Raw genomic sequence first — 20,279 nt, 5'->3', positions numbered from 1 at the left:
CGGCCATGCTCACGGAATCGGGCGGCACGGGGGATATTGTGGAAAGTGGCGGCGTCAACCTGACTGCATTGCTGGCCCTGCTGGTCAGCGGCGCGAACATGCTGTGGACCTGGTATGAAAAGGGGCGCGGGGCGGAAGCCGAGCGGGTCAAGAAGGTCGAGGATCGCCTTGACCTGATGGAGGACCGCCAGCTGCGCGTCGAGGGCGAACTGGCCCATCTTCCGACCAAAGACGATGTGGGCGCGGTGAAGCTGCAACTGGTCGAGTTGCTGGGCATCACGAACCGCCAGCAGAGCGAACTGGGCACGATCGTCCACACCGTCCGCCGCATCGACGATTATCTGCGAGAGAAAGCATGAGCTACGACGCCAAGGTGAACGAGGATGGCCGGCTGATCATCCTGAAGGAACTGGTCCGCCAGGTGGACGGCCGCATGAACGAGGTCAGCCTGATGCGGGTGCTCGACGCCTTCGCCATCCGCCGATCGCGCGAATGGGTGCGCACGCAACTGCTCAAGCTGGCCGAGCTGGGCGCGATCGAGACCAGCGAGGCCGGGACGGTGATGATCGCGCATGTCACGAAGCTCGGCCGCAACCATGTTGCCGAGCGGGAAGTGGTCGTGGGCATCACGCGTCCCGGCGACGACAACTGAGATGAGCGACGGCGGCTCCGATCCGCGCCCCGATCGCCGTGACGGGCGCGGCCGGCTGTCGTCGATCGACCAGCTGCCCGACGATGCCGATCCCGAAATCATGTGGGCGGCCGAGCAGCTGCGCGATCGGAGCATGCCGCAGACGGCGATCCTCAAAGAGTTCAACGCGCGCCTCGCCGATCGTGGGATCGGCAGCGTCAGCAAGTCCGCCTTTTCGCGCTGGTCGATCCGCAAGGCGATCCAGTTCCGGCGCCTGGACGAAGTGCGCCACATCACCGGGGAAATGGTGACCAACCTGGGCACGGATGGCCCGGACCAGGTGACGATCGCGGTTGCCGAAATGGTCAAGGTCGCCGCCTATGAGCTGCTGGAGGGCGGCAAGGTGGACAGCAAGGGCCTTCAGGAGATCGCGCGCGCCGTGCAGTCTTCCGTCCTCGCGCAGAAATCGTCCGCCGAGGCGCGGCGCAAGCTGGAAGAAGATGTCGCCCAGCGGCTGGCGAAGGCGCGCGCCGATATCGAGAGCGTGGGCAAAAAGGCGGGCGTTTCGCCCGAAACGCTGGCGGAGATTAATCGCGCGCTTGGGGTCGGTTGATGGGCAACGCCAGGATCATCCCGGCCAATCGCGACGCGATTTTCCTGCCGTTTCAGGGCAAATGGATCGCCGACGAAGGCCGGCTGAAGCTCATGGAGAAGAGCCGGCAGATCGGCATCAGCTGGTCCACCGCCTATGCCGCCGCCGCGCGGACCGGACGCCAGGGTGCGCGCTTTGATCAGTGGGTTTCGTCGCGGGACGACGTTCAGGCGCGGCTGTTCCTGGAAGACTGTAAGCTCTTCACCGGCATTCTCGACATGGCGGCGCGTGACCTGGGCGAACAGGTGATCGACCTGGATCAGCGACAGACGGCTTATGTGCTGAGTTTCGACAACGGCCGCCGCATCAACTCCATGTCGTCAAATGCCGACGCGCAGGCGGGCAAGCGCGGTGGGCGCATACTGGACGAGTTTGCCCTTCATCCCGATCCCCGGAAATTGTGGGCCATCGCCTATCCGGGCATCACCTGGGGCGGTTCGATGGAGCTGATCTCCACGCATCGCGGCAGTCATAATTTCTTCAACCAGCTGGTTCGCGAGGTGAAGGAAAGCGGCAATCCCAAGGGCATCAACCTGCACACCGTCACCCTTCAGGATGCGCTGGATCAGGGCTTCCTCTACAAGCTCCAGCAGTCCCTGCCCGACGACGACGAACGCCAGGCCATGGACGAAGCCGCCTATTTCGACTTCGTGAAGTCGGGCTGCGCCGACGAAGAAAGCTTCCTCCAGGAATATATGTGCCAGCCGGCGAACGACGACGCGGCGTTCCTGGAATATGACCTGATCGCCTCGGCCGAATATCCGGCTGGAACCGACTGGGCGCGGGTAGAGGGCGGACAGTTGTTCCTCGGCCTCGATATCGGCCGCAAGCATGACCTGACCGTCCTGTGGGTGCTGGAGCTGCTGGGCGACGTTCTCTACACGCGCCACGTCGAATCGCTCAAGAACATGACCAAGGGCGAGCAGGAAAAGATCATCTGGCCTTGGGTACAGCGCTGCCAGCGATCCGCCTTCGACGGCACCGGCCTTGGCATCGGCTGGGTCGATGACGCGCAGAAAATGTTCGGCGGTTATGCGGTCGAAGGCGTCACCTTTACCGCTCAGGTAAAAGAAAAGCTGGCCTATCCGGTGCGCGGCAAGATGGAGGACAAGCGGCTCCGCATCCCATACCGCCCTGAAATCCGCGCCGATCTTCGCGCCGTCACCAAGCAAACCACGGCGGCGGGCAATATCCGCTTCACGGCCGAGCGCACGAAAGACGGCCACTCGGACCGCTTCTGGGCGCTGGCGCTGGCGATCCATGCGGCGTCCAGCGCCAACACCGCCCAGTGGCGCCCGATGATCGCGGCGCCGACCGGCCGTACCCTCACCCTTGACGATGTCTGGATTCCCGGATGAGCTGGCTCACCAAGGCGGCGAAGGCCGTCACTTCGATGTTTCATCCGGGCGGCGTGCCTTTCGTGCAGCAGCTGCTGAAGCGGACGCGGTTCGACTATCGCAAGGAAGTCGGCGACGGGCTGGACAGTTCGGTCGTTACAGCGCCGGTGCTGTGGATCGGCCGCGCGCTTCCCGAGGCCAATCTGTGCGTGAAGCGGCGCACCGGCAAAGGCGATCTGGAGGATGTCCAGGCCAACCCCATGCTGGCGCTGATCCAGCAGCCCAATCCCTTTTACGGCGATATCGCGCTGTGGATGGCGACGCTGGTCAGCTTCCTGATTTCCGGCAACGCCTATTGGATCATCGTGCGCAACGGCGCCGGCCGGCCGGCCGAGCTATGGTATGTGCCGCACTGGATGATGGAACCCAGATGGTCGCAGCAGGGCGACGATTTCATCAGCTATTATCGCTACAGCCCAGGCGGCGGCATGGAGGCGATGAAGATCGAGCCGGCCGATGTCGTGCATTTCCGCCATGGCATCGACCCGCGCAATATCCGCATGGGGCTTTCGCCGATGGATGGCGTCATCCGCGAGATCTTCATCGATCTGGAAAGCAGCAACTTCGTCGCCTCGCTCCTGCGCAACATGGGCGTGCCCGGCGTCGTCATCAGCCCCAAGGGCGGGGCCATGCCCGCGCCCGAGGATGTCGAAGCCACCAAGGCCTGGTTCAAACAGGCGTTCGGCGGCGACAATCGCGGCGGGCCGCTGGTGATGGGCGCGCCGACCGACGTGCAGGCCTATGGCTTCAACCCGCAGCAGCTCAACATGAGCGAGGGCCGCGACGTGGCCGAAGAGCGCGTGTGCGCATGCCTGGGCGTGCCGGCCGCCGTGGTCGGCTTCGGCGCGGGCCTGCAAGCGACCAAGGTCGGCGCGACCATGGAGGAGATGCGCAAGCTCGCCTGGAACAATGGCGTCCTGCCCTTTGCCCGCATGCTGGCGGACGAGTTGCAGCGTTCGCTGCTGGGCGAGTTCGGCAATGCTGCCGGCTTGGTCGTGAGCTGGGACACGAGCGAGGTGCTGGCGCTCCAGGAAGATGAGGACAAGCGCACCGACCGCTGGGGCAAGAAGCTCGCGACGGGCGGGATCACCGTCTATGAATATCGCGTCGGGATCGGGGAGGACGCCGACGACAGCCACCGCTTCTACCTGCGCCCGATCAACCTGATCGAAGTGCCCGAGGGCCAGCCGGCGACGCCGCGTGTCGTGCCCGCGCCGAAAGGCAGCAAGGCCGAGCGCCGCGCCAGCCAGGACGCGATGAAACGCGGCGAGGCCTTCGTGCTGATGACGCAGCGGAGCGGCGACGCGCTGGCAAAGGCGTTTGAGACGCCGCTCAGAAGCGTCTTCAACGGGCTGGGCCCGGCGGCGATCGACGCGGCGCTGCCGCTGCTGGAGGCGGATGTGTCGCTTCCGAAAGAACGCGGCGAGAAGTCGGATGACCTGCTGGTCGCGATGATCCTGGACAAGCTCGGCATCGACGCGTGGTCGGGGCGGATGCGCGCGGGCTATGAGGCGCAATATCTGGAAGTCGCCAAGTCGATCCAGGAAGCCTCGGAACATGCGGGCCTCGGCGCGTCGATGCCCGACCAGGTGGCGCGCGCCATCGTCGCGGCGGGCGGGCGGCGCGCCGGCCTCATCGACCTGTCCGGGCAGAGCCGGTCCGCGCTGTACGAGGCGCTGGCCGAAGGGCGCGCGGCGGGTGAAGGCGCGCAGGCGCTAGCCAACCGGATCGGCGGCCATGTCGAGGGCGGTCCATGGGCCAGCGCCGAAGTGCGCGCCCGCGTGATCGCGCGGACCGAGACCAAATATGCGCAGAATATCTCGACGATCGAGCGCGGCAGGGCGGCCGGCGTCGGCAGCTTCATCATATTCGACGGGCGGCTGGGGCCGGGCCGGTCGTTGCTGACGCACATGGCCCGCAACGGCCAGATCGTGTCGGCCGATGCGGCGCTGGCCATGGCGGCGGCCGAGCATCCCAACGGCACATTGAGTTTCGCACCCAGTTTCGAGGAGGACTAGAGTCATGATGTTTTCGGGCATCACCAAGAGCGTGACGATCGAGAAGATGGACGAGGCCGGCACCGGCCGCGCCCGCATCGCCCAGCTGGCCGCGATCGACAGCGACGGCGATACCTATGCGCCCGGCGCCTTCAGCTGGAAGGAAGGCGGCGGCCAGTGGGTGCAGATGATCCCGGCGCATGACCGGCGATCGATGCCGTTCGGCAAGGCCTGGCTGCACGAGACGGACGGATGGGCCGTCGCCGACTTCACGCTCAACCTCGCGAGCCAGGCGGGCAAGGAATGGCATGCGGCGCTGTCCTTCGATCTGTCGAAGGGCCGGCCGGTGCAGGAATGGTCTTACGGCTTCCAGGTGATGGACGCGGGCTATGAGCAGCGCGACGGCAATCGGGTGCGCGTGCTCAAGCGCCTGGACGTTGACGAAATCTCGCCGGTGCTGCGCGGCGCGGGCGTGGGCACGGGGACGCTGGCGATCAAGGCGCTCAAGGATGCGGCCTTCGCCCCGCTCATCACCCAGCTGGGCGAACTGGCGGGCGCGCTGGCCACCGATCCGTCCAGCCTGACCGCGACCGGCCGCAAGCAACTGGCCGATATTCATCTGGCGATCGGCAAGGCGCTGGCGCCCGATACCGACCGGAGCGCGCAGGAACTGGCCGCGACCGATACGGCGCTGGCCGGTTATCTCAAGACCCTCGCGCGCGACCATCTCAAGAGCTGATCTGGCCGGCCCCGTAGGAGGCTCAGGAGGCCCCGCCAGAGTGTTTCCGCACTCTGTGGGCCTCCATCGGCATCGCCTGCTGTCTTAGAGCGTCTCAAATCGCTTTTCGGGCCGTTCTGATCCCGGCCGGCGCGTCCGTCCTGCGGCGGGCCGTCGTCGGCGTTGCGCGTCGCCCCCGTGATGGGGTAACAGGCATGCCACCCCATTCCATCGTCGGCCCGCTCAGCCACGGACACGCGTCCGGGGCGAACGGCCCCCGCGCCTCCCGCCATATGGCTCCAACATCAACGGGCCGGTGAGCGGGAGCAAATATATGTCGGTAGCGGAATTGACCCTGAAGGCGGCGCGCGAAAAGCTCGTCGCCAAGCAGGACGAACTGGGCAAGGTATTCGCCGAGGCGAAGTCGGACGAGGGCTATGATTTCCGGAAGGTGACCTGCCTGGGCGCCGACGTGAAAGGCTCGATCGCGGTGGCCGAGAAGGTCAAGGCGATGAACGCCGAGATCAACGAGATCGCCGAGCATGCCGAAAAGCTGGAAGGGGCCGAGCTGGCCGCGAAGGAGCATGCCGATCGCGAGAAGTCGCGCCGCCGCTTCCCGCTGCCGGGCCAGGGCAAGGGCGGCGAGGATGGCGGTCAGGTCATCAAGTCGCTGGGCGAGCTGGTTTCCGAGGAAAAGCGGTATCAGGATTTCGCCACGCGCGGCGAGAAGGGCGGCATCACCTTCAATTTCGAGGATTTGTGGCCGTCGGATATGCTGGCCAAGGGCGCGGCGTTCGCCACGATCGGTTCCAAGACGCTGATGTCGCGCGGTGCGGGCTTCGCGCCGGAAAGCATCCGCGCGCCCGGTTTCGTGGAAATGGCCGCGCGGCCAATCCAGCTGCTGGACATCCTGCCGATGTTCCGCACCGATCAGGCCGCCTATAAATATATGGAGGAAACGACCCGCACGCATGGCGCGGCGGGGACGGCCGAGGGCGGCACCTTCGCCGAATCCACCTTCGCCTTCACCGAGCGCAGCCGCAATGTCGAGAAGATCACGGACAGCGTGCCCGTCACGGACGAGCAGCTGGAGGATGTGCCGGCGATGTCGGGCTATCTCAATGGACGCCTGACCTTCGGCATCCGCCAGAACCTCGACTATCAGTCGATCGCGGGCGACGGCAGCACGCCCAACCTGCGCGGCATCAAGAATACGGCGGGCATCCAGACGCAGGCGAAGGGCGCCGATCCCGTGCCCGACGCCTATTTCAAGGGCATGACCAAGGTTCGCCTGGTCGGCCGCGCGGTGCCGACCCATCACCTGATGCATCCGACCGACTGGCAGGGCATCCGCCTGATGCGGACGGCCGATGGCGTCTATATCTGGGGCAGCCCGAGCGAGGCCGGACCGGAACGGCTGTGGGGCCTGCCCGTCATCCAGCAGGACGCGATCGCGGCCGGCTGGGGCATGACGGGTTCGTTCCAGCCCGCCTGGATCAGCCTGTTCGAACGCAAGGGCGTGGATATCCAGATCGGCTATGTCGGCACCCAGTTTGCCGAGGGCAAGCGCACCGTGCGCGGCGACATGCGTGCCGTCCTGGTCGTGTTCCGCCCCGCCGCCTTCTGCGAGGTCACGGGCCTCTAAAAGGTCAAGGCCTCTAAAGGTCACTGGCCTTTTAACGGCCAGTCGTCAGGAGCGCCCGAGCCGGGGGGCAGTCGGTGCAAGCATGCACTGGCCGGGCGCTCCTTCTTCCGTCCTCCCAGGAGACACAGCCATGAAAGTTCCCGGTTCCTCCTCGCGCGTCCTATCGCTGCTGCTCGGCGTGGCCGCGCTCGGCGTCAACAGCGCGGTGCTGGCCGATACGGCCATGGCCAGCGGCGCGACCACCGTCGTCACCGTGTTTGCGGGCCAGCCGGACATCGCGCGCTGCCTGACGGTCAAGGGCAATGACGCCAACGTCACTGGCAACGTCGTGATCGTCGGCACCAATATCGGCGGCGAGATCATTACCGAGACGATCGCGCTGGCCGGCGTCGCCGTCGTGTCGGGCAACAAGGCGTTCAGGACGATCACGCAGGTGACGCTGCCCGCCTATGCGGTGGCGAATACCGAGCGCGTGCGCGTCGGCACCGGCGCGAAGCTCGGCCTGCGCTTGTTGCTTACTCGCAACAGCGTGCTCTTCGCCTTCCTGGGCGGAGTTCGCGAGGGCACGGCACCGACTGTCGCTTTCTCCCCCACCGCGCTGGAGAGCAACACGGTCACTCTCAGTTCGGCGCTCAATGGCTCGGCCGTGATCGTTGATCTCTACGAAACCCTCTGAGGAGCATCCCGATGAAAGCTACAGCCAGGCTCTATCTGACCGCTTGCACGACCGCCCTGGTCGCGGCGGGCGATCCACGCGCCGCCACGCTCTACGCCTCGCCCGGCGACGACATCCCCGACAGCGCCGCCGAGAAGTTCGGCCTGGTTGATGGCGATATCGCGGACGGCACGCTGACCGATGCGATCCTGCGCGTGGCGACGGTGGATGGTGCGCCGCCGATCACGGTCGACGGGATCGACTTCACAGCGGATTGGCGGGCCTTCGCCAAGGGCGAAATCCATATCGGTCATCTGCTCGATATCCTCAAGGAACCCAGCCTGAAGGTCGAGGCGCTCCAGTTCGTCGGTGACGAGGCGCATCAATGGGCGCCGCTTCCCGGCCTCGCCTTTTTTCTGCCGGTGCTGGAACGCCAGGTCGCCGCCGCGCAGGCACTGGGCCTGCCGCTCCCGCGCATCGGCGAGGAAGTACCGGACGAGATCGCCACGCTCGCCAGCGCGCCGATCGCGCGTGATGAGCCGGGCCTGCCTGCTCAGCCTGAACCTCCGATCGACGATGTGCCGCCACCGCCGCCGCCCGTCACCTCCGAAACATCCCCACAACAGGAGCCGCCCGTGAAGGAAGCCGACGCACCCGCCCAGGACAAGGAAGCGGCCCCGGCCGCGAACAAGGAAGCGCGGCGCGCCGACAATAAGGGCGCGGGCAAGCCCGCCCAGGGCACGAAGGGCTGATCCATGGCGCTGGTCGATCTGGTCAGGGCGCGCGCGGGTTCCGACCTGTCCGATATCGAGCTTCAGGCGATGATCGACGGGATCGTCGCCGACATGGAAGCGCGGTTCGGGCCGGCCGGCGCGCACAGCGTCGAGCTGGGCGACCTGACCGATCCAGCCTCGCGCACCCTGCGCACGCTGCGGCTGGCGCGCCCGCTGGACGTCAATCAACCGGTCACGATCGTCGAGGTCGATCCGGGCAATAGCGGCCTTTCCGGCAATGAGATCACGCTCGCCACCGGCGACTATGCGATCCAGCATGGCGGGCGGACGCTGCAACGGCTGACGGGCGGGCCGAACGGGCGGGCCTGGTGGGCGCCGCTGGTCCGCGTCACCTACACGCCGATCGGCGAGCAGGCCGCGCGCGACGAAGCCGTCATCAAGCTGATCCAGCTCGACCTGTCCTATCGCGGCGGCCTCAAGAGCGAGCGGGCCGGCGACTATCAATTTACGCTCTCGGGCGATCCCGTCGCCGATCGGGAAGCGATCTTCACGGCGCTGGCCAGCCGGCGCGGGATGGTGATGGCATGAAGTTTCCGCGACAGATCATCCCGAGCTGGGGCGTCGAGACCATCGGCCTGCTCGTCCTCTTGGTCGGCTCGCCCTTCTTCCTGTTCGGCGGCGTCGTCGTCGGCGCGATCTGGGCGAAGCGCCGCGCGATCGGCCCCGGCAAGCGGTGGAGCCGCTGGTTCGCCTGGTATCCCGTCCGCGTCGATTTTCAGGACAGCCGCTGGCTGGAGATGGTCGAGCGCCGCAGCACCGGCATGCTCGCCGACACCCATTATCGCGCCACCGACGGGAGGATCGCGTGAACGATCTGCTCGAAAAGACCGGCGAAGCTATGATGGCGGTCAAGGCGATGCTGGACGCGATGGCGGGCCAGCCGGGCATCGACAAGCGGTCGCTGGCCGCGGCGAAAACCGAGTTTGAAACGGGTTTCCTGTGGGCCGCCAGCGCGGTCGGCGGGTCGGGCGTTCTGGATGGCGAGCAATGAACGCGGGCGACATCGTCATGAAACCCCGCGACGCGGGCCATAGCGGGGCCGTGATCGTGCGCGTCTACACCCTCGCCGATATCATGGCAGTCTATGCCGGATCGGACGGCGACGCGACCAAGGCGCTTTACCAGCAATTGCAGCTGGCCGGTCCGCGCGGCTTGGTCGCGATCGACCTGTTCCGCGCCTGCAAGGCGAGCGAGCGGGCGAAAGTCTATCGCGGCGGGCAGCGCGGTCGCGGCTCCTATCGGCGCATGGCCTATGAAAAGAAATCCTGGGCGATCGACAATCTTGCCGCGAACCTGACCGATCGCGCCGATGATCTGGGCATCGCCTGGGGCTGGAGCATCGATCCGGCACAGGATTTCCACCGCGACGTTCTCTATATCGACCTGCCGACCGGCCAGGTCAGCTTCCACACGCATCCACGCGGCAAGGGGCCAGACTATCCGGGCGAATGGGACGGTGCGCGCGGCCAGGCGCCAGCGCGCATCTGTCACTATTGCGTCCAGGCGCTGGGGGCGGCGGCATGATCGACAAGGCTCTTCTCGCCAAAATCCGCAAATGCTTCGCCCTGGCCAAGTCGGCCAATGAGCATGAGGCGGCCGCCGCGCTCGCGAAGGCGTGCGCGCTCGCGAAGGCGTGCGCGCTCATGGAGGAGCATGGCGTCACCGAAGCGCAGTTGGCCATGGCCGACATCGAGGAGGCCACAGCCCGCGCTTCCCGAACGCAGAAACCGCCGCGCTGGGAGAATTATCTCTGCCAGGCGGTGCAGCGCGCGCTTCGGGTAGAGGGCTTCATCAGCGCCAAGGGTGACCGGACGTTCATCGGCCGGGGCGCCGCCCCCGAAGTCGCGACCTATGCCTTCGCCGTCCTGTTCCGGCAGCTGAAGGCGGCGCGGGCCACCTACATCGCCAGCCAGCTGAAACGGTGCAAGCCGGGCCGCAAGCGCCAGCGCGCGGACATTTTCTGCGAGGCCTGGTCCTATGCGGTGTTCAGGAAGATCGAGGCGCTGCTTCCCGAAGTCGCGGAGGATAGCGGCATCGGCCAATATCTGGCCGTCCACTATCCCAATCTCGTCCCCGTCACGGGCCGCAGCGCCCAGATGAAGGGCCGGTCCGTCTGGGACGATTATAGCCGTGGCCGCAGCGCCGGCAGCGCCGTCGATCTTCACCAGGGCGTGGGGGCCGCTGCGGCTCCCCTGATGATCGCATGATCGGCGCCCGTCTCACCATGCGAGCGCAGATCGAGCGCAACCAGGTGACCGGAAAGGACGCCTGGAACAATCCGCAAGCGCCGCAGATGGCGCCGATCGGCGCGCCCCTGCCATGCTTCGCCTGGTCCGACGCCTCGCGCGAGCTGGTCGATGGGCAGAAGACGGCCCTCGTCGAGGACATGCGCGCGATGTTCGCTGTCGGCGCCGATATCGCCGAGGCGGACGAGATCGCGAACATCACCGATCGCGGCGGCACCGTGCTGCACGCCGGGCGCTGGCGGATCGAGGGGCGCGTGCAGTTCAAGCACAACCATCTCGAAGCTGCGCTGAAGGCGATCAGCTGATGGCGGAAAGCTCCCTCATCTGGAACGGGCCGGCCGTGACCGAGCGGATGCGCGCGGCGCAGATCGCCGGCATCAACCACACCATGGCGCAGGCCGTCACCCATGCGAAGGCCAACCACACATGGCAGAACCGGAGCGGCATATTGGAAGGCGGGATCGATATCGTCGATTATGCCGCCCCGATCGCGAATGGCGTCAAGGGCGTGTGGGGCGTGCATGACGTGCGCTATGCGCTGATCCACGAGCTGGGCGGCGTCATCTTTCCCAAGACGGCAAAGGCGCTGGCGATCCCGCAGCCGGACGGCGGCGTCAAGTTCGTCGGCAAGGTAACGATCCGCGCGCAGCCCTATCTGCGCCCCGCCGCCGACGCCACCTATCCGCGCCTCGGCGACAATATCCGCAAGGCCTATGACAAGTCGGCGCCGGGCGGCGGCGATGACGCCGGCACTGGAGGCAGCGATGGCTGATCCCGTCGGCGCCCTGGTCACGATCCTGAAGGCGGACCTCAACCTGACGCGTGTGTTCGGCGGCGAGCTGCCCGCGCACGAGGCGGCATCGATGCGGAGCGACACGATCGTCATCCGGCCGTCGGGCGGCATTTCCCTGACCGGCGACAGCAATGTCGAGCATGACACGCAGCGCGTCGATCTATTCGGCTATGGCGCAACGCCGCGCGACGCGATGGCGCTGGTCGAACGGGCCGGCCTCGCCCTGCGCAGGGTAGAGCGCCGGGTCGCGGCCGACACGCTGGTCCACTGGGTCAACAGCGCGGGCGGCTATTCGTCGGGACGCGAGCCGGACACCGACTGGCCCCGCGTCTTCCAGTCCTTCCAGATCTTCTACGCGCTCGAATCGATCCCCGCGCCCGATCCCTGAGACGCGTCTCAGACCCGCTTTTTCTGCCTCTCAAGACCTGTCGAAAGGACATATCATGCAACCCTATGAAATCCTCGGAGCGCCGCTTTCGCTCTGGCTGGCCCCGGTCGGCACCGCCTTCCCCCTGATCGACGCCGCGCCGTCTGGCAGCTGGAACAAGGTCGGCACCAATCAGAGCCGCAACACGTCCGGCGAGGGCGTGACGGTCTCGCATCCCCGGACCTTCCAGAAAGTCCGCCCGGCCGGCGCGACCGGGCCGGTCAAGGCGTTCCTGGACGAGGAAGAGCTGATCGCGCGGCTGACGCTGTGGGATTTGACGCTGGAACAATATCAGACGGTGCTGGGCAGCAACACGCTGGGCACCACAGCGGCCGGCGTCGGCACGGCGGGCTTCAAGAAGATCGGCCTCAGTCACGGCACCGCCGTCAAGGAATATGCGCTGCTGGCGCGCGGCGTATCGCCCTATGCCGAGACGATGGCGGCGCAATATGAAGTGCCGCGCTGCTATCCCTCCAGCTCGCCCGAACTGGTCTATCGCAAAGCGCAGCCATCCGGCCTCCTGTTGGAGTTCACGGCGCTGGAGGATCTGGCGGCGTCGACGCCGGCCGAGCGGTTCGGGCGGATCATCGCCCAGCACCAAGCCCCACTCCCATAAGGAGGATGGCTGGTGACCGAACCGCTCCTCAACCTCGACACGCTGATCGTGCGCCCGGTGATTTCGATCGACGGAAAGCGTTACGAGATTTTGAGCGCCGACGAAGTCTCCATCCTGGACGGGCATCGCTTCGGCGTGTGGGGCCGCCGCATCGATGCCCTGTCCGCCAGCGACGATGCAGACGACGCCGTCGAGCTGGACGCACTGTACGAAAAGGTGGCGCGCGCCGTCATGATCGACGTGCCCCCCGATGTGTTCGATCGGCTGAGCGGGTCGCATAGGATTGCGGTGGTCGATGTTTTTACCAGTCTCCTGCTGCGCAACAAGCTGGGCGTGGCGGGAGCGATGGAGACAGCGATGGGTCCGGAGGCGATGGCCCAGTGGACTGGGGTACGACCCTCCCGAGGCTCCAGCGATTCTATGGCGGAACGCCGCAGTGGTGGCTGGCTAAAGCGCCTGCGGCACTGGTTCGCGCGTACATGAAGATGCTGCCCCGCCTTCATGCCGAAGAGCAGCTCAGCGCGATCGAGGCCACCGGCCTCGCATCGGGCAATTTCGAGGCGCATGACGCGCGCACGATGACCGAAAAGCTGCGCCAGACGGCGGGCGGTCGCGCGCATGCGGCGTCGGCAAAGCGGGCCGAACCGGACCAGCTGGCGGCGATGGGCATTGCGATGACGGTGGTCGAGCCGGGGCAGAATAATGGCTGAGACACTCGGCGATGCCGTCCTCGTCCTGCGCACGGACGATCGTGGCCTCAATAGCGGCATCGACCAGGCCGAGGCCAAAAGCCGGGGCCTGGGCAAGACGCTCGACGCCACGTCCGGCAGTGCGACCAGGATGGGCGGCGCGCTGGTTGAGGCGGGCGCCAAGGCCGGGTCCGCCGCGAACGTCATCGCTGCCGCATCGAACAAGGTGACCACGGCGACCGGCGCGCAGCGCGCGGGCACCCAGCAGCTCATCATGAATCTCAACGACATGACGACGATGTGGAGTATGGGCGCGCGTCCGGCGCAGATCTTCTCGTCCCAAATCGGCCAGGTGACGCAGGCGGTCCAGCTGATGTCGGGCGGAACCAGCAAGCTGGCCGCGTTCATGGGTGGGCCATGGGGTATCGGGATCATGGCCGGCGTTTCGATCCTGGGGCCGCTCGTGGCCAAGCTGTTCGAGACGGAAGACGCGACCGACAAGGCGAGCAAGGCCAGCGAGACCTGGGCGCAGAAGCTGGACATCAGCAGGCACAGCCTGGCCGAGGTCACCGCCGCGATGCGCGAATATAGCGCGGAACAGAAAAAGGCGAATGAGATCACGCTCGAATCGGCGGCGAATGAGGTCAGGCACGCCAATGGGGCATTGCAGGCGGCTCTGGCGCTTCGCCAGAAGCTCGCCGCCCAACTGGCTGCCGACCAGGCTTCCGCGAATGCCAATGCTGGCCAGGGCACGGGCGGCGCGGCGGGCGCCTATACGGGCGGTCAGGTGGACAAGACCACGGCGCTGATCGCGAAAAACGACGCGGCCATCGAGGGACTGAAGGCCGGGTATCAGGACGCGGTCGGCAAAGTCGCTGATGCGTTGGCCAAATTCGACACCGATCCGACCGTGCGAATCAAGGCGGGCTTCGACGGGCTGCGCAACAGGGCGCGGGAGACGATCAAGGATATCGCGAAGCTTCGCGCCGAGCTTGCTCAAATCAATCGCGACGAAGCGACCGAACTGAAGAAGGCCCAGGACGCCAAACGGGAGAGCCGCGCGAGCAACAGTCAGTTTGGCCGTGAGATCACGATCGCCGATGCCAGGCGCATCGCCGGTGGCGAGGGCTGGAACGTCACCAGCGTCGCGCGGTCCTATGACAAGCAGAAGGCGCTCTATGACCAGTGGGTGAGCGCCGGCCGCCCCGCAGACAATCCCGTCGCCCGGCCCGGATCGAGCGCGCATGAGAAGGGAAACGGGCTGGACATAGCGTTCGGCGCGGGTGTCACGCCGGCTTCCATCCGCAAGGCGTTTGCGGACGAGGGCGTGCGCCTCACCAAAATCCTGAAGGAGCGCGGCCACTTCCATATCGAGTGGAGCACGGCCGGGGCCGACAAGCAGAATAACGAGGCCGAGCGCGAGCAGGAGAAAAGGGAGCGCACGCAGGAAGCCTATAGCCGGGACCTGTCCGGCCTCATGGTCGATGCGATCAAGCTGCGCCAGCAGATGGCGCGCACCGTCGAGGATCGGTACAAGATCGAGCTGGAGCAGCTCGACATCGCGACGGCCGAGCAGGCGCGCCGGATCACCGACAACCGGGACTATTCGGCGGCGCAGAAGGCGACGCTGCTGACGCAGCTCAAGGTCAAGGATGAGCTGGAGCGCCAGCTGATCGAGCAGCGCAAGAAGGAAGAGCAGGCCAAGCAGGATTATGAGGTCGCCCAGGCGATCCGTTCCAATGACATCGACCTGCTTCAGAAGCAGGCGCAGATCACGACGATCCGCGAAAAGCGCCGCGACATCGAGCAACAAATTCTCGACGAGTCCTACAAGCAAAAGCGCGCCGCGCTCGAATATACCATCGCCAGCCAAACGGCGACCGAGCAGGCCAAGAAGGAGGCGCGCGACGCCCTCAACAAGCTCGATCAGGCGAAATCCTATGACCAGCAGGCGCATGATCGCGAGTTCGCCAGCCCCGGCCAGCGCTATCTGCGCGAGGTCAAGGGCCTCGACACGTCGCTCAATGACCAGATGGAGAATGTGGCGGTCCACGGTCTCCAAACGCTGGAAGACAAGCTGGTCGATGTCATCATGCAGGCCAAATCGCTGGGCGCCGCGTTCAAGGAAGTCGCCAAGCAGATCATCGCCGACCTCATACGCATCGGCATCCAGCGCGCGATCATCGCGCCGCTGGCCGGCCTGCTGTTCGGGCCGGCACCAGGCGAAGGTGGCGGATCGGGTGGCGGCGGGTTGCTGGGCGCGCTGCTCGGCGGTGGCAAATCGAGCGGCGGCGGTGACATGATTTTGGGCGGCGCCCTGACCAAGTTTCTGGGCGGCGGCAGCAGCGGGTTCATGGCGGGCGACCAGGAGTGGATGAACGTCATGAGCCAGACGGGGATCGGCGGCGTGCTGGGCCGGATGGGTGGCGGCGGTGGCGGCGGTCTCCTGGGTGGGCTGTTTTCCGGGATGTTTGCCGATGGCGGCCTGATCCCGACGGGCACCTTCGGCATCGTCGGCGAGCGCGGGCCGGAACCGATCATCTCTACTGCCCAGGGCGCGATGGTGCGGCCCAACAGCACTTTGAGCAGCATGGGGCGCGGCAACGCCGGCCCCGGCAAGCTGGAGATCAGCGTGTCGGGCGCGCGGGGCAATAGCGAGATCATGGCGATGGTACGCGCGGGCGTGAAAGAGGGGCTGGTAGCCTATGACAGCGTCGTCGGCGGCCGGGTGAAGGACAATCTGTCGAGGCGCGGTCTATGAGCCTGTTCGACTGGCCATCCACCCTGGTTCCGCGCAACATCGTCATCCGCCCGCCGCGCAAGACGGTGGGCCTGACCAGCAGCCTGTCCCAGTTCACGCAGGCCGTGCCGGCGATCCGGCCGCCCTTCGGCCTGACGATGGAGTTCGACACGATCTTTGACGATGACGTGCCCGCCTGGCGCGCCATCCTTGGGCTGCTGGAGGGCCGCGCCAACCGGGTGCGCGTGCCGGTGTTCGATCCCTGGCACCTGCCGGCCGGGGTGCCGCCCGGCGACCTTGCCGGCGTCACCGTCACGGGCGTGCAGGGCCAGCGCACGATCAGCGCGGATTTCGGCGGCTATGGTCAGTTGCTCAAGGCGGGCCTGCATTTCGGCCTGGGCGAGCATCCCTATCTCGCCACCATCGTCAGCTGGGTAGGATCGGTCGCGACCATCCGCTGCACGCCGACGCTGCGCACGGATTATGTCGCCGCGCGGCTCAAGCTGCGGCCCACCATGATCTGCCGCCTGACAAGCGACGATGGCGGCGAACTGATGCTCAAGAACCTGCGCGCGGGAACGCCGACCATCGACCTGGAGGAGACGTTCGATGAGCCTGTTTCCTGACACGATCGCCGCCGCGCTGGGCGGCGGGCGGGTCGAATGCGCGTTCCTGGTCCGCTTCGATTTCACCACGACGCCGATGCGGCTGTGGCGCGGCAATGGCATGCTCAAGACGAATGACGGCGCGCAGTGGCAGGGCATCGGCAATTTCGGGTCGATGAGCGGCATCGAGCAGGCCGTGAACGGCGAGGCGCCGGAAATGACCTTCGTCCTGTCGGCGATCGACGCCGACATCATGCGGCTGGCGCGGGACGAGTTCGAGGCGGAGGTGAAAGGCCGTCTGGTCTATGTGCTGATGCAGTTTTTCGGTGTGGACGATCCGGACGATCCGGACAATCAGCGGCCGCTCGACAATCCCTATCCCGTCGCCTGCGGTCGATGCCTCAAGCCCAGCTTCAGCCTGACCGAGGAAGGCGACCGATCGGTCACCATCTCGGCCGAAAGCCTGTTCTCGCTGCGCTCACGGCCGAACTGGGCGATGTATACGGACGCCGACCAGCAGCGCCGCTTTCCCGGCGACAAGGGCTTCGAGTTCGTCGGCAGCCTGGTCAACAAGGTGGTGACATGGCCGGACTATTGAGCGCCCGGATCGAGCCGATACTGGCCGACACCATCTGCGCCTGGGCCTCGACGCCCTGCGATCCCTTTCCCTGCGGACAGGATGTCTGGGCTTTCGCCTGTGCGGTCGGCGGCGTGCCGGAACCCGCATTGCCGCCCCATGGCACGCGCCGTGAAATGGCCGCGCTGTTGCGGGCGAAGGGTGGCCTGTGCGCTTACGCGGGCGAGCTGATGCACGGTCTGGGCTGGGAGATTGCCGACCGGCCCGCGCGCGGCGACGTGGGCGTGGTCAATCTGCCGGACATGGGGCTGACCTGCGCAATCTGCCTGTCGGCCGGGCCGCCGCCGCGCTGGATGGTGCGCGGTGACCAGTCGCTGGTCGCGATCCGCACCGTCGCCCTCATCACCTGGAGGGCGCCTTGCCCCAAGCGCTAGCGGCTCTCATCATCACGGCGGTCGGCGCCACGGGACTGGCCGCCGCCGCGATCACGGCGGTGGTGACATTGGGCTTCACGCTCGGCCTGTCGCTGCTCGCCAACCTGCTGTTCGGGCCGAAGCGCCCCAAGCCCACCGACAACCAGTCGATCATCCGGCAATCGGTGGCGTCGCGGAAGCGGCGTTATGGCATCGTCCATGGCGGCGGGCTGATGAGCTTCCTCGAAAGCTATGATGGGCAGCTCGGCATGGTCGTGACGCTCGGCACCGGGGAGGAAGACAGCATCCTGGAGCATCGCATCAACGACAAGAAGGTGACGGTGAACGGCGGCGGTACGGTCACCGAATCGAGTTATCGGGGCGCGATCCACATCTATACGCGGTCGGGGACGGACAATCAGACGGCGATCAGCCAGCTGACCGCGCGCTTCTCGGAATGGACCAGCGCGCATCGTCAGCGTGGCTGCGCCCATGCCGCGATCCTGTGCGACCCGGTCAAGCAGAAATATTTCAGCGACGTCTATAATGGCCAGATGCCGGTCTATAGCCAGATTACCAAGGCGGCGAAGCTGTACGACCCGCGCAAGGACAGCACGGCGGGCGGGGCGGGGTCGCACCGGCTGAACGACAAATCGACCTGGGCATGGAGCGATAATGGCGCGCTGGTGATCGCCGACTATATCGCCCACCCCGACGGCTATGGCCTGGGCTATGACAATATCAACTGGGCCAATATCGCGGCCGAGGCGGACATCGCCGATCAGGCGTGCGTGACGGTGACGGGTGCATCGGTCGCGCGCTGGCGACTTTGGGCCAGCTACGCGCTGGCCGATGACGAGCGGCGGCAGATATTGGCGGACATGCTCAAGGCGGTCGATGGCTTCTGCTGGCAAGGCGCGGACTATAAGTTCAACCTCCATGTGGGCCGCTACGAAGCGCCCGACATCGTCCTGACCGACGATCATATCCGGGCGATGAAGGCGACGATCGGCCCCGAAGCCCAGCAGCGGGTGAGCGCGCTCAAGATGCTCTATACCGAAGCGGCGATCGGCTATCGCGAGCAGGAGAGCGCGACGATCGACGATCCGGCGTCGCCGACCGACCCGAACACCAGCCCGCAGGCGGTGCAGCTCTATTATGCGCCGCACCACAACCAGGCTGTGCGAGTGGGCAAGCTGACCATCGCACGCCTCGGCGACCGCTGGCATATCGACGCCACGCTCAATCTCTATGGCCTCAACCTGCTCGGCCGCCGCTTCTGCCGGTTGGACTCCGCGCAGCTGGGCGTCAGCGCCGACTTCATGATCCAGAGCGGCCTTCAGCTCAACATCACCCCTTTGGAAACGACGATCAGCGTCAGCCTGGCCGAGGTGCGAAGTTCGGACTGGGATTTCGATGCGGCGACCGAGGAAGGCATTCCGCCGATATCGCCAGGCGACGGCGTCGCCACGCCGATCGTCATCCCGGCGCCGACCGGCCTGACCCTGGCCGAGGTGCCCATCGTACTTGGTGCCGGCAATGGCGTCGCGATCGAGGCGAGCTGGGACGAGGGCCGCGCGGATCTCGTCTATCAAGTCCAGTATCGCCCGACCTCGGGCGGGACATGGATGTTGATGAGCGTCGATGAGGATGCGTTCACCGCGCGCAGCGGGCCGGTGGACAGCGGCACGGAATATGAAGTGCAGGTGCGCGCGATGACGCTCGGTTATCGCGCGAGCAACTGGAGTGTCAGCGTGACGATCACGCCGGTCGCGCCGGCCGGTCTCTGGCTGACCGAAGGCGGCGCCCAATGGCTGACCGAGACGGGCGATAAATGGGTTACGGAGGCAGTATAAATGGCGGGCAATCTGAAATCATCGACGGCGACGGTGGCGAGTTCGCTGAGCGGCACGGACCGGGTGATCGGCGCGCAGGGTTACCCGTCCGCGCCGGTCGATGCGGTGTTTCCCCTCTCCGCCCTTGCGACATGGATCATCGCCCAGGTCGTGGCGGCCGCGCCCTCGACGCTCGACACGCTCAACGAACTGGCGGCGGCGCTGGGCAACGACGCGAGTTTCGCAACAACGATGACGACGGCGCTGGCAGGCAAGCAGCCGCTCGACAGCGACCTGACCGCGATTGCCGCGCTCGCCACCACCAGCTTCGGCCGATCTGTCCTCACACTGGCCGACGCTGCGGCGCTCAGGACGCTGGCCGGCGCCGTGATCGGGACGGACGTGCAGGCCTATGACAGCGATTTGGCCGCCATCGCCGCGCTGGCGACGACATCGTTCGGCCGAAGTCTTCTAACCATGGCCGACGCGGCCGCACTGCGCTCGACCGCAGGCACAGCGCCTGCGGTCGAGGTGCTTTCACCGACCAACGGCAGCACGGTCACGCCGTCCAACACAAGCTCGCTATACAAGCGGGTTTATCTCAATCATGGCTCGACGATAGCGACGCTGACCATCAACATGCCGTCATCCCCGGTTGATGGTCAGAGCTTCCAGTTACGCACCGGCGCCAGCTCGGCCGTGACAACCCTTACGATGAGTGGCGGCAGCAACACACTGCGCGCACCGCTCGCCGCGGTGGCGGCCGATGATGGCGGTAGCTGGGAGTTCGTCGCCGCCGCCACGACATGGTTCCGTTCACGCTAATCTGATCGGACCGGACAGCCGTCC

26 protein-coding genes are annotated in these 20,279 nt (G+C 66.3%); all 26 read left to right on the top strand.

From position 1 onward, the window contains the following. Positions 1-5 precede the first annotated feature (5 nt). The 26 genes from ACODSN_RS11865 to ACODSN_RS11740 all read left to right on the top strand — a co-directional run bounded on the left by ACODSN_RS11865 (position 6) and on the right by ACODSN_RS11740 (position 20,255). Positions 6-359, top strand: coding sequence for a DUF2730 family protein (locus tag ACODSN_RS11865; protein WP_489055641.1), 354 nt, complete (start codon positions 6-8; stop codon positions 357-359). Continuing rightward, positions 356-652: a VpaChn25_0724 family phage protein gene (locus tag ACODSN_RS11860; RefSeq protein ID WP_489055639.1), complete on the top strand. Its 297-nt coding sequence runs from the start codon at positions 356-358 to the stop codon at positions 650-652. Before ACODSN_RS11865 ends, ACODSN_RS11860 begins: the two co-directional genes overlap by 4 nt. A 1-nt stretch (position 653) precedes the next feature. After that, positions 654-1,244, top strand: coding sequence for a phage protein Gp27 family protein (locus tag ACODSN_RS11855; RefSeq protein WP_489055637.1), 591 nt, complete (start codon positions 654-656; stop codon positions 1,242-1,244). Continuing rightward, on the top strand, positions 1,244-2,641 hold the full coding sequence (locus tag ACODSN_RS11850) for a phage terminase large subunit family protein (protein WP_489055635.1): 1,398 nt from the start codon (positions 1,244-1,246) through the stop codon (positions 2,639-2,641). The genes ACODSN_RS11855 and ACODSN_RS11850 overlap by 1 nt, the downstream gene beginning before the upstream one ends. Then, entirely contained in the window at positions 2,638-4,698 is a 2,061-nt protein-coding gene (locus tag ACODSN_RS11845) for a phage portal protein (RefSeq protein WP_489055633.1), read from the top strand. The genes ACODSN_RS11850 and ACODSN_RS11845 overlap by 4 nt, the downstream gene beginning before the upstream one ends. A gap of 4 nt (positions 4,699-4,702) precedes the next feature. After that, positions 4,703-5,416, top strand: coding sequence for an HK97 family phage prohead protease (locus ACODSN_RS11840; protein ID WP_489055631.1), 714 nt, complete (start codon positions 4,703-4,705; stop codon positions 5,414-5,416). A gap of 313 nt (positions 5,417-5,729) precedes the next feature. Next, the gene (locus ACODSN_RS11835) at positions 5,730-7,040 is read left to right on the top strand and encodes a phage major capsid protein (RefSeq protein ID WP_489055629.1); all 1,311 of its coding nucleotides are present in this window, start codon (positions 5,730-5,732) and stop codon (positions 7,038-7,040) included. Between the two features lie 130 nt (positions 7,041-7,170). Further along, a complete protein-coding gene (locus tag ACODSN_RS11830; RefSeq protein ID WP_489055627.1) occupies positions 7,171-7,716 on the top strand; it encodes a hypothetical protein in 546 nt (181 codons plus the stop codon). Positions 7,717-7,727: 11 nt separating this feature from the next. After that, a complete protein-coding gene (locus ACODSN_RS11825; RefSeq protein WP_489055625.1) occupies positions 7,728-8,447 on the top strand; it encodes a hypothetical protein in 720 nt (239 codons plus the stop codon). 3 nt (positions 8,448-8,450) lie between these two features. Beyond that, entirely contained in the window at positions 8,451-9,017 is a 567-nt protein-coding gene (locus ACODSN_RS11820) for a hypothetical protein (RefSeq protein WP_489055623.1), read from the top strand. Further along, positions 9,014-9,298, top strand: coding sequence for a hypothetical protein (locus tag ACODSN_RS11815; RefSeq protein ID WP_489055621.1), 285 nt, complete (start codon positions 9,014-9,016; stop codon positions 9,296-9,298). The genes ACODSN_RS11820 and ACODSN_RS11815 overlap by 4 nt, the downstream gene beginning before the upstream one ends. Continuing rightward, entirely contained in the window at positions 9,295-9,480 is a 186-nt protein-coding gene (locus tag ACODSN_RS11810; protein ID WP_489055619.1) for a hypothetical protein, read from the top strand. Before ACODSN_RS11815 ends, ACODSN_RS11810 begins: the two co-directional genes overlap by 4 nt. Continuing rightward, positions 9,477-10,013, top strand: coding sequence for a hypothetical protein (locus tag ACODSN_RS11805; RefSeq protein WP_489055617.1), 537 nt, complete (start codon positions 9,477-9,479; stop codon positions 10,011-10,013). The genes ACODSN_RS11810 and ACODSN_RS11805 overlap by 4 nt, the downstream gene beginning before the upstream one ends. Next, entirely contained in the window at positions 10,010-10,696 is a 687-nt protein-coding gene (locus ACODSN_RS11800) for a DUF7168 domain-containing protein (protein ID WP_489055615.1), read from the top strand. The genes ACODSN_RS11805 and ACODSN_RS11800 overlap by 4 nt, the downstream gene beginning before the upstream one ends. Then, positions 10,693-11,040, top strand: coding sequence for a hypothetical protein (locus ACODSN_RS11795; protein ID WP_489055614.1), 348 nt, complete (start codon positions 10,693-10,695; stop codon positions 11,038-11,040). Before ACODSN_RS11800 ends, ACODSN_RS11795 begins: the two co-directional genes overlap by 4 nt. Continuing rightward, the gene (locus ACODSN_RS11790) at positions 11,040-11,507 is read left to right on the top strand and encodes a hypothetical protein (protein WP_489055612.1); all 468 of its coding nucleotides are present in this window, start codon (positions 11,040-11,042) and stop codon (positions 11,505-11,507) included. The genes ACODSN_RS11795 and ACODSN_RS11790 overlap by 1 nt, the downstream gene beginning before the upstream one ends. Beyond that, positions 11,500-11,916 carry a hypothetical protein gene (locus ACODSN_RS11785; RefSeq protein ID WP_489055610.1) on the top strand — a complete coding sequence of 139 codons (417 nt, stop codon included), beginning with the start codon at positions 11,500-11,502 and terminating at the stop codon, positions 11,914-11,916. Before ACODSN_RS11790 ends, ACODSN_RS11785 begins: the two co-directional genes overlap by 8 nt. Positions 11,917-11,971: 55 nt before the next feature. Next, positions 11,972-12,571, top strand: a complete 600-nt coding sequence (locus ACODSN_RS11780; RefSeq protein WP_489055608.1) for a hypothetical protein — start codon at positions 11,972-11,974, stop codon at positions 12,569-12,571. Between the two features lie 12 nt (positions 12,572-12,583). Beyond that, positions 12,584-13,054, top strand: coding sequence for a hypothetical protein (locus tag ACODSN_RS11775; RefSeq protein ID WP_489055607.1), 471 nt, complete (start codon positions 12,584-12,586; stop codon positions 13,052-13,054). After that, complete coding sequence (locus tag ACODSN_RS11770; RefSeq protein ID WP_489055605.1) at positions 13,051-13,281, top strand: hypothetical protein; 231 nt, start codon at positions 13,051-13,053, stop codon at positions 13,279-13,281. The genes ACODSN_RS11775 and ACODSN_RS11770 overlap by 4 nt, the downstream gene beginning before the upstream one ends. Next, positions 13,274-16,021, top strand: a complete 2,748-nt coding sequence (locus ACODSN_RS11765) for a hypothetical protein (RefSeq protein ID WP_489055603.1) — start codon at positions 13,274-13,276, stop codon at positions 16,019-16,021. The genes ACODSN_RS11770 and ACODSN_RS11765 overlap by 8 nt, the downstream gene beginning before the upstream one ends. Next, positions 16,018-16,626 (top strand): hypothetical protein, encoded by a 609-nt coding sequence (locus ACODSN_RS11760; protein ID WP_489055601.1) that lies wholly within the window; start codon positions 16,018-16,020, stop codon positions 16,624-16,626. The genes ACODSN_RS11765 and ACODSN_RS11760 overlap by 4 nt, the downstream gene beginning before the upstream one ends. Further along, positions 16,610-17,203, top strand: coding sequence for a hypothetical protein (locus ACODSN_RS11755; protein ID WP_489055600.1), 594 nt, complete (start codon positions 16,610-16,612; stop codon positions 17,201-17,203). Before ACODSN_RS11760 ends, ACODSN_RS11755 begins: the two co-directional genes overlap by 17 nt. After that, entirely contained in the window at positions 17,188-17,616 is a 429-nt protein-coding gene (locus tag ACODSN_RS11750) for a hypothetical protein (RefSeq protein WP_489055598.1), read from the top strand. The genes ACODSN_RS11755 and ACODSN_RS11750 overlap by 16 nt, the downstream gene beginning before the upstream one ends. Then, complete coding sequence (locus ACODSN_RS11745; protein ID WP_489055596.1) at positions 17,601-19,451, top strand: phage tail protein; 1,851 nt, start codon at positions 17,601-17,603, stop codon at positions 19,449-19,451. Before ACODSN_RS11750 ends, ACODSN_RS11745 begins: the two co-directional genes overlap by 16 nt. Further along, positions 19,452-20,255, top strand: coding sequence for a hypothetical protein (locus tag ACODSN_RS11740; protein WP_489055595.1), 804 nt, complete (start codon positions 19,452-19,454; stop codon positions 20,253-20,255). Positions 20,256-20,279: the final 24 nt, after the last annotated feature.

The organism is Sphingobium sp. FG11, from assembly GCF_057809915.1.
The sequence above is the reverse complement of the archived record's forward strand: the minus strand, read 5'-3'. Positions and strand labels throughout refer to the sequence as shown.

Excerpts from the sequence above, each read along its gene's own strand:
- ACODSN_RS11865 (WP_489055641.1), top strand. The coding sequence starts at position 6 with ATGCTCACGGAATCGGGCGGCACGGGGGATATTGTGGAAAGTGGCGGC.
- ACODSN_RS11860 (WP_489055639.1), top strand. The coding sequence starts at position 356 with ATGAGCTACGACGCCAAGGTGAACGAGGATGGCCGGCTGATCATCCTG.
- ACODSN_RS11855 (WP_489055637.1), top strand. The coding sequence starts at position 654 with ATGAGCGACGGCGGCTCCGATCCGCGCCCCGATCGCCGTGACGGGCGC.
- ACODSN_RS11850 (WP_489055635.1), top strand. The coding sequence starts at position 1,244 with ATGGGCAACGCCAGGATCATCCCGGCCAATCGCGACGCGATTTTCCTG.
- ACODSN_RS11845 (WP_489055633.1), top strand. The coding sequence starts at position 2,638 with ATGAGCTGGCTCACCAAGGCGGCGAAGGCCGTCACTTCGATGTTTCAT.
- ACODSN_RS11840 (WP_489055631.1), top strand. The coding sequence starts at position 4,703 with ATGATGTTTTCGGGCATCACCAAGAGCGTGACGATCGAGAAGATGGAC.
- ACODSN_RS11835 (WP_489055629.1), top strand. The coding sequence starts at position 5,730 with ATGTCGGTAGCGGAATTGACCCTGAAGGCGGCGCGCGAAAAGCTCGTC.
- ACODSN_RS11830 (WP_489055627.1), top strand. The coding sequence starts at position 7,171 with ATGAAAGTTCCCGGTTCCTCCTCGCGCGTCCTATCGCTGCTGCTCGGC.
- ACODSN_RS11825 (WP_489055625.1), top strand. The coding sequence starts at position 7,728 with ATGAAAGCTACAGCCAGGCTCTATCTGACCGCTTGCACGACCGCCCTG.
- ACODSN_RS11820 (WP_489055623.1), top strand. The coding sequence starts at position 8,451 with ATGGCGCTGGTCGATCTGGTCAGGGCGCGCGCGGGTTCCGACCTGTCC.
- ACODSN_RS11815 (WP_489055621.1), top strand. The coding sequence starts at position 9,014 with ATGAAGTTTCCGCGACAGATCATCCCGAGCTGGGGCGTCGAGACCATC.
- ACODSN_RS11805 (WP_489055617.1), top strand. The coding sequence starts at position 9,477 with ATGAACGCGGGCGACATCGTCATGAAACCCCGCGACGCGGGCCATAGC.
- ACODSN_RS11800 (WP_489055615.1), top strand. The coding sequence starts at position 10,010 with ATGATCGACAAGGCTCTTCTCGCCAAAATCCGCAAATGCTTCGCCCTG.
- ACODSN_RS11795 (WP_489055614.1), top strand. The coding sequence starts at position 10,693 with ATGATCGGCGCCCGTCTCACCATGCGAGCGCAGATCGAGCGCAACCAG.
- ACODSN_RS11790 (WP_489055612.1), top strand. The coding sequence starts at position 11,040 with ATGGCGGAAAGCTCCCTCATCTGGAACGGGCCGGCCGTGACCGAGCGG.
- ACODSN_RS11785 (WP_489055610.1), top strand. The coding sequence starts at position 11,500 with ATGGCTGATCCCGTCGGCGCCCTGGTCACGATCCTGAAGGCGGACCTC.
- ACODSN_RS11780 (WP_489055608.1), top strand. The coding sequence starts at position 11,972 with ATGCAACCCTATGAAATCCTCGGAGCGCCGCTTTCGCTCTGGCTGGCC.
- ACODSN_RS11770 (WP_489055605.1), top strand. The coding sequence starts at position 13,051 with ATGAAGATGCTGCCCCGCCTTCATGCCGAAGAGCAGCTCAGCGCGATC.
- ACODSN_RS11765 (WP_489055603.1), top strand. The coding sequence starts at position 13,274 with ATGGCTGAGACACTCGGCGATGCCGTCCTCGTCCTGCGCACGGACGAT.
- ACODSN_RS11760 (WP_489055601.1), top strand. The coding sequence starts at position 16,018 with ATGAGCCTGTTCGACTGGCCATCCACCCTGGTTCCGCGCAACATCGTC.
- ACODSN_RS11755 (WP_489055600.1), top strand. The coding sequence starts at position 16,610 with ATGAGCCTGTTTCCTGACACGATCGCCGCCGCGCTGGGCGGCGGGCGG.
- ACODSN_RS11750 (WP_489055598.1), top strand. The coding sequence starts at position 17,188 with ATGGCCGGACTATTGAGCGCCCGGATCGAGCCGATACTGGCCGACACC.
- ACODSN_RS11740 (WP_489055595.1), top strand. The coding sequence starts at position 19,452 with ATGGCGGGCAATCTGAAATCATCGACGGCGACGGTGGCGAGTTCGCTG.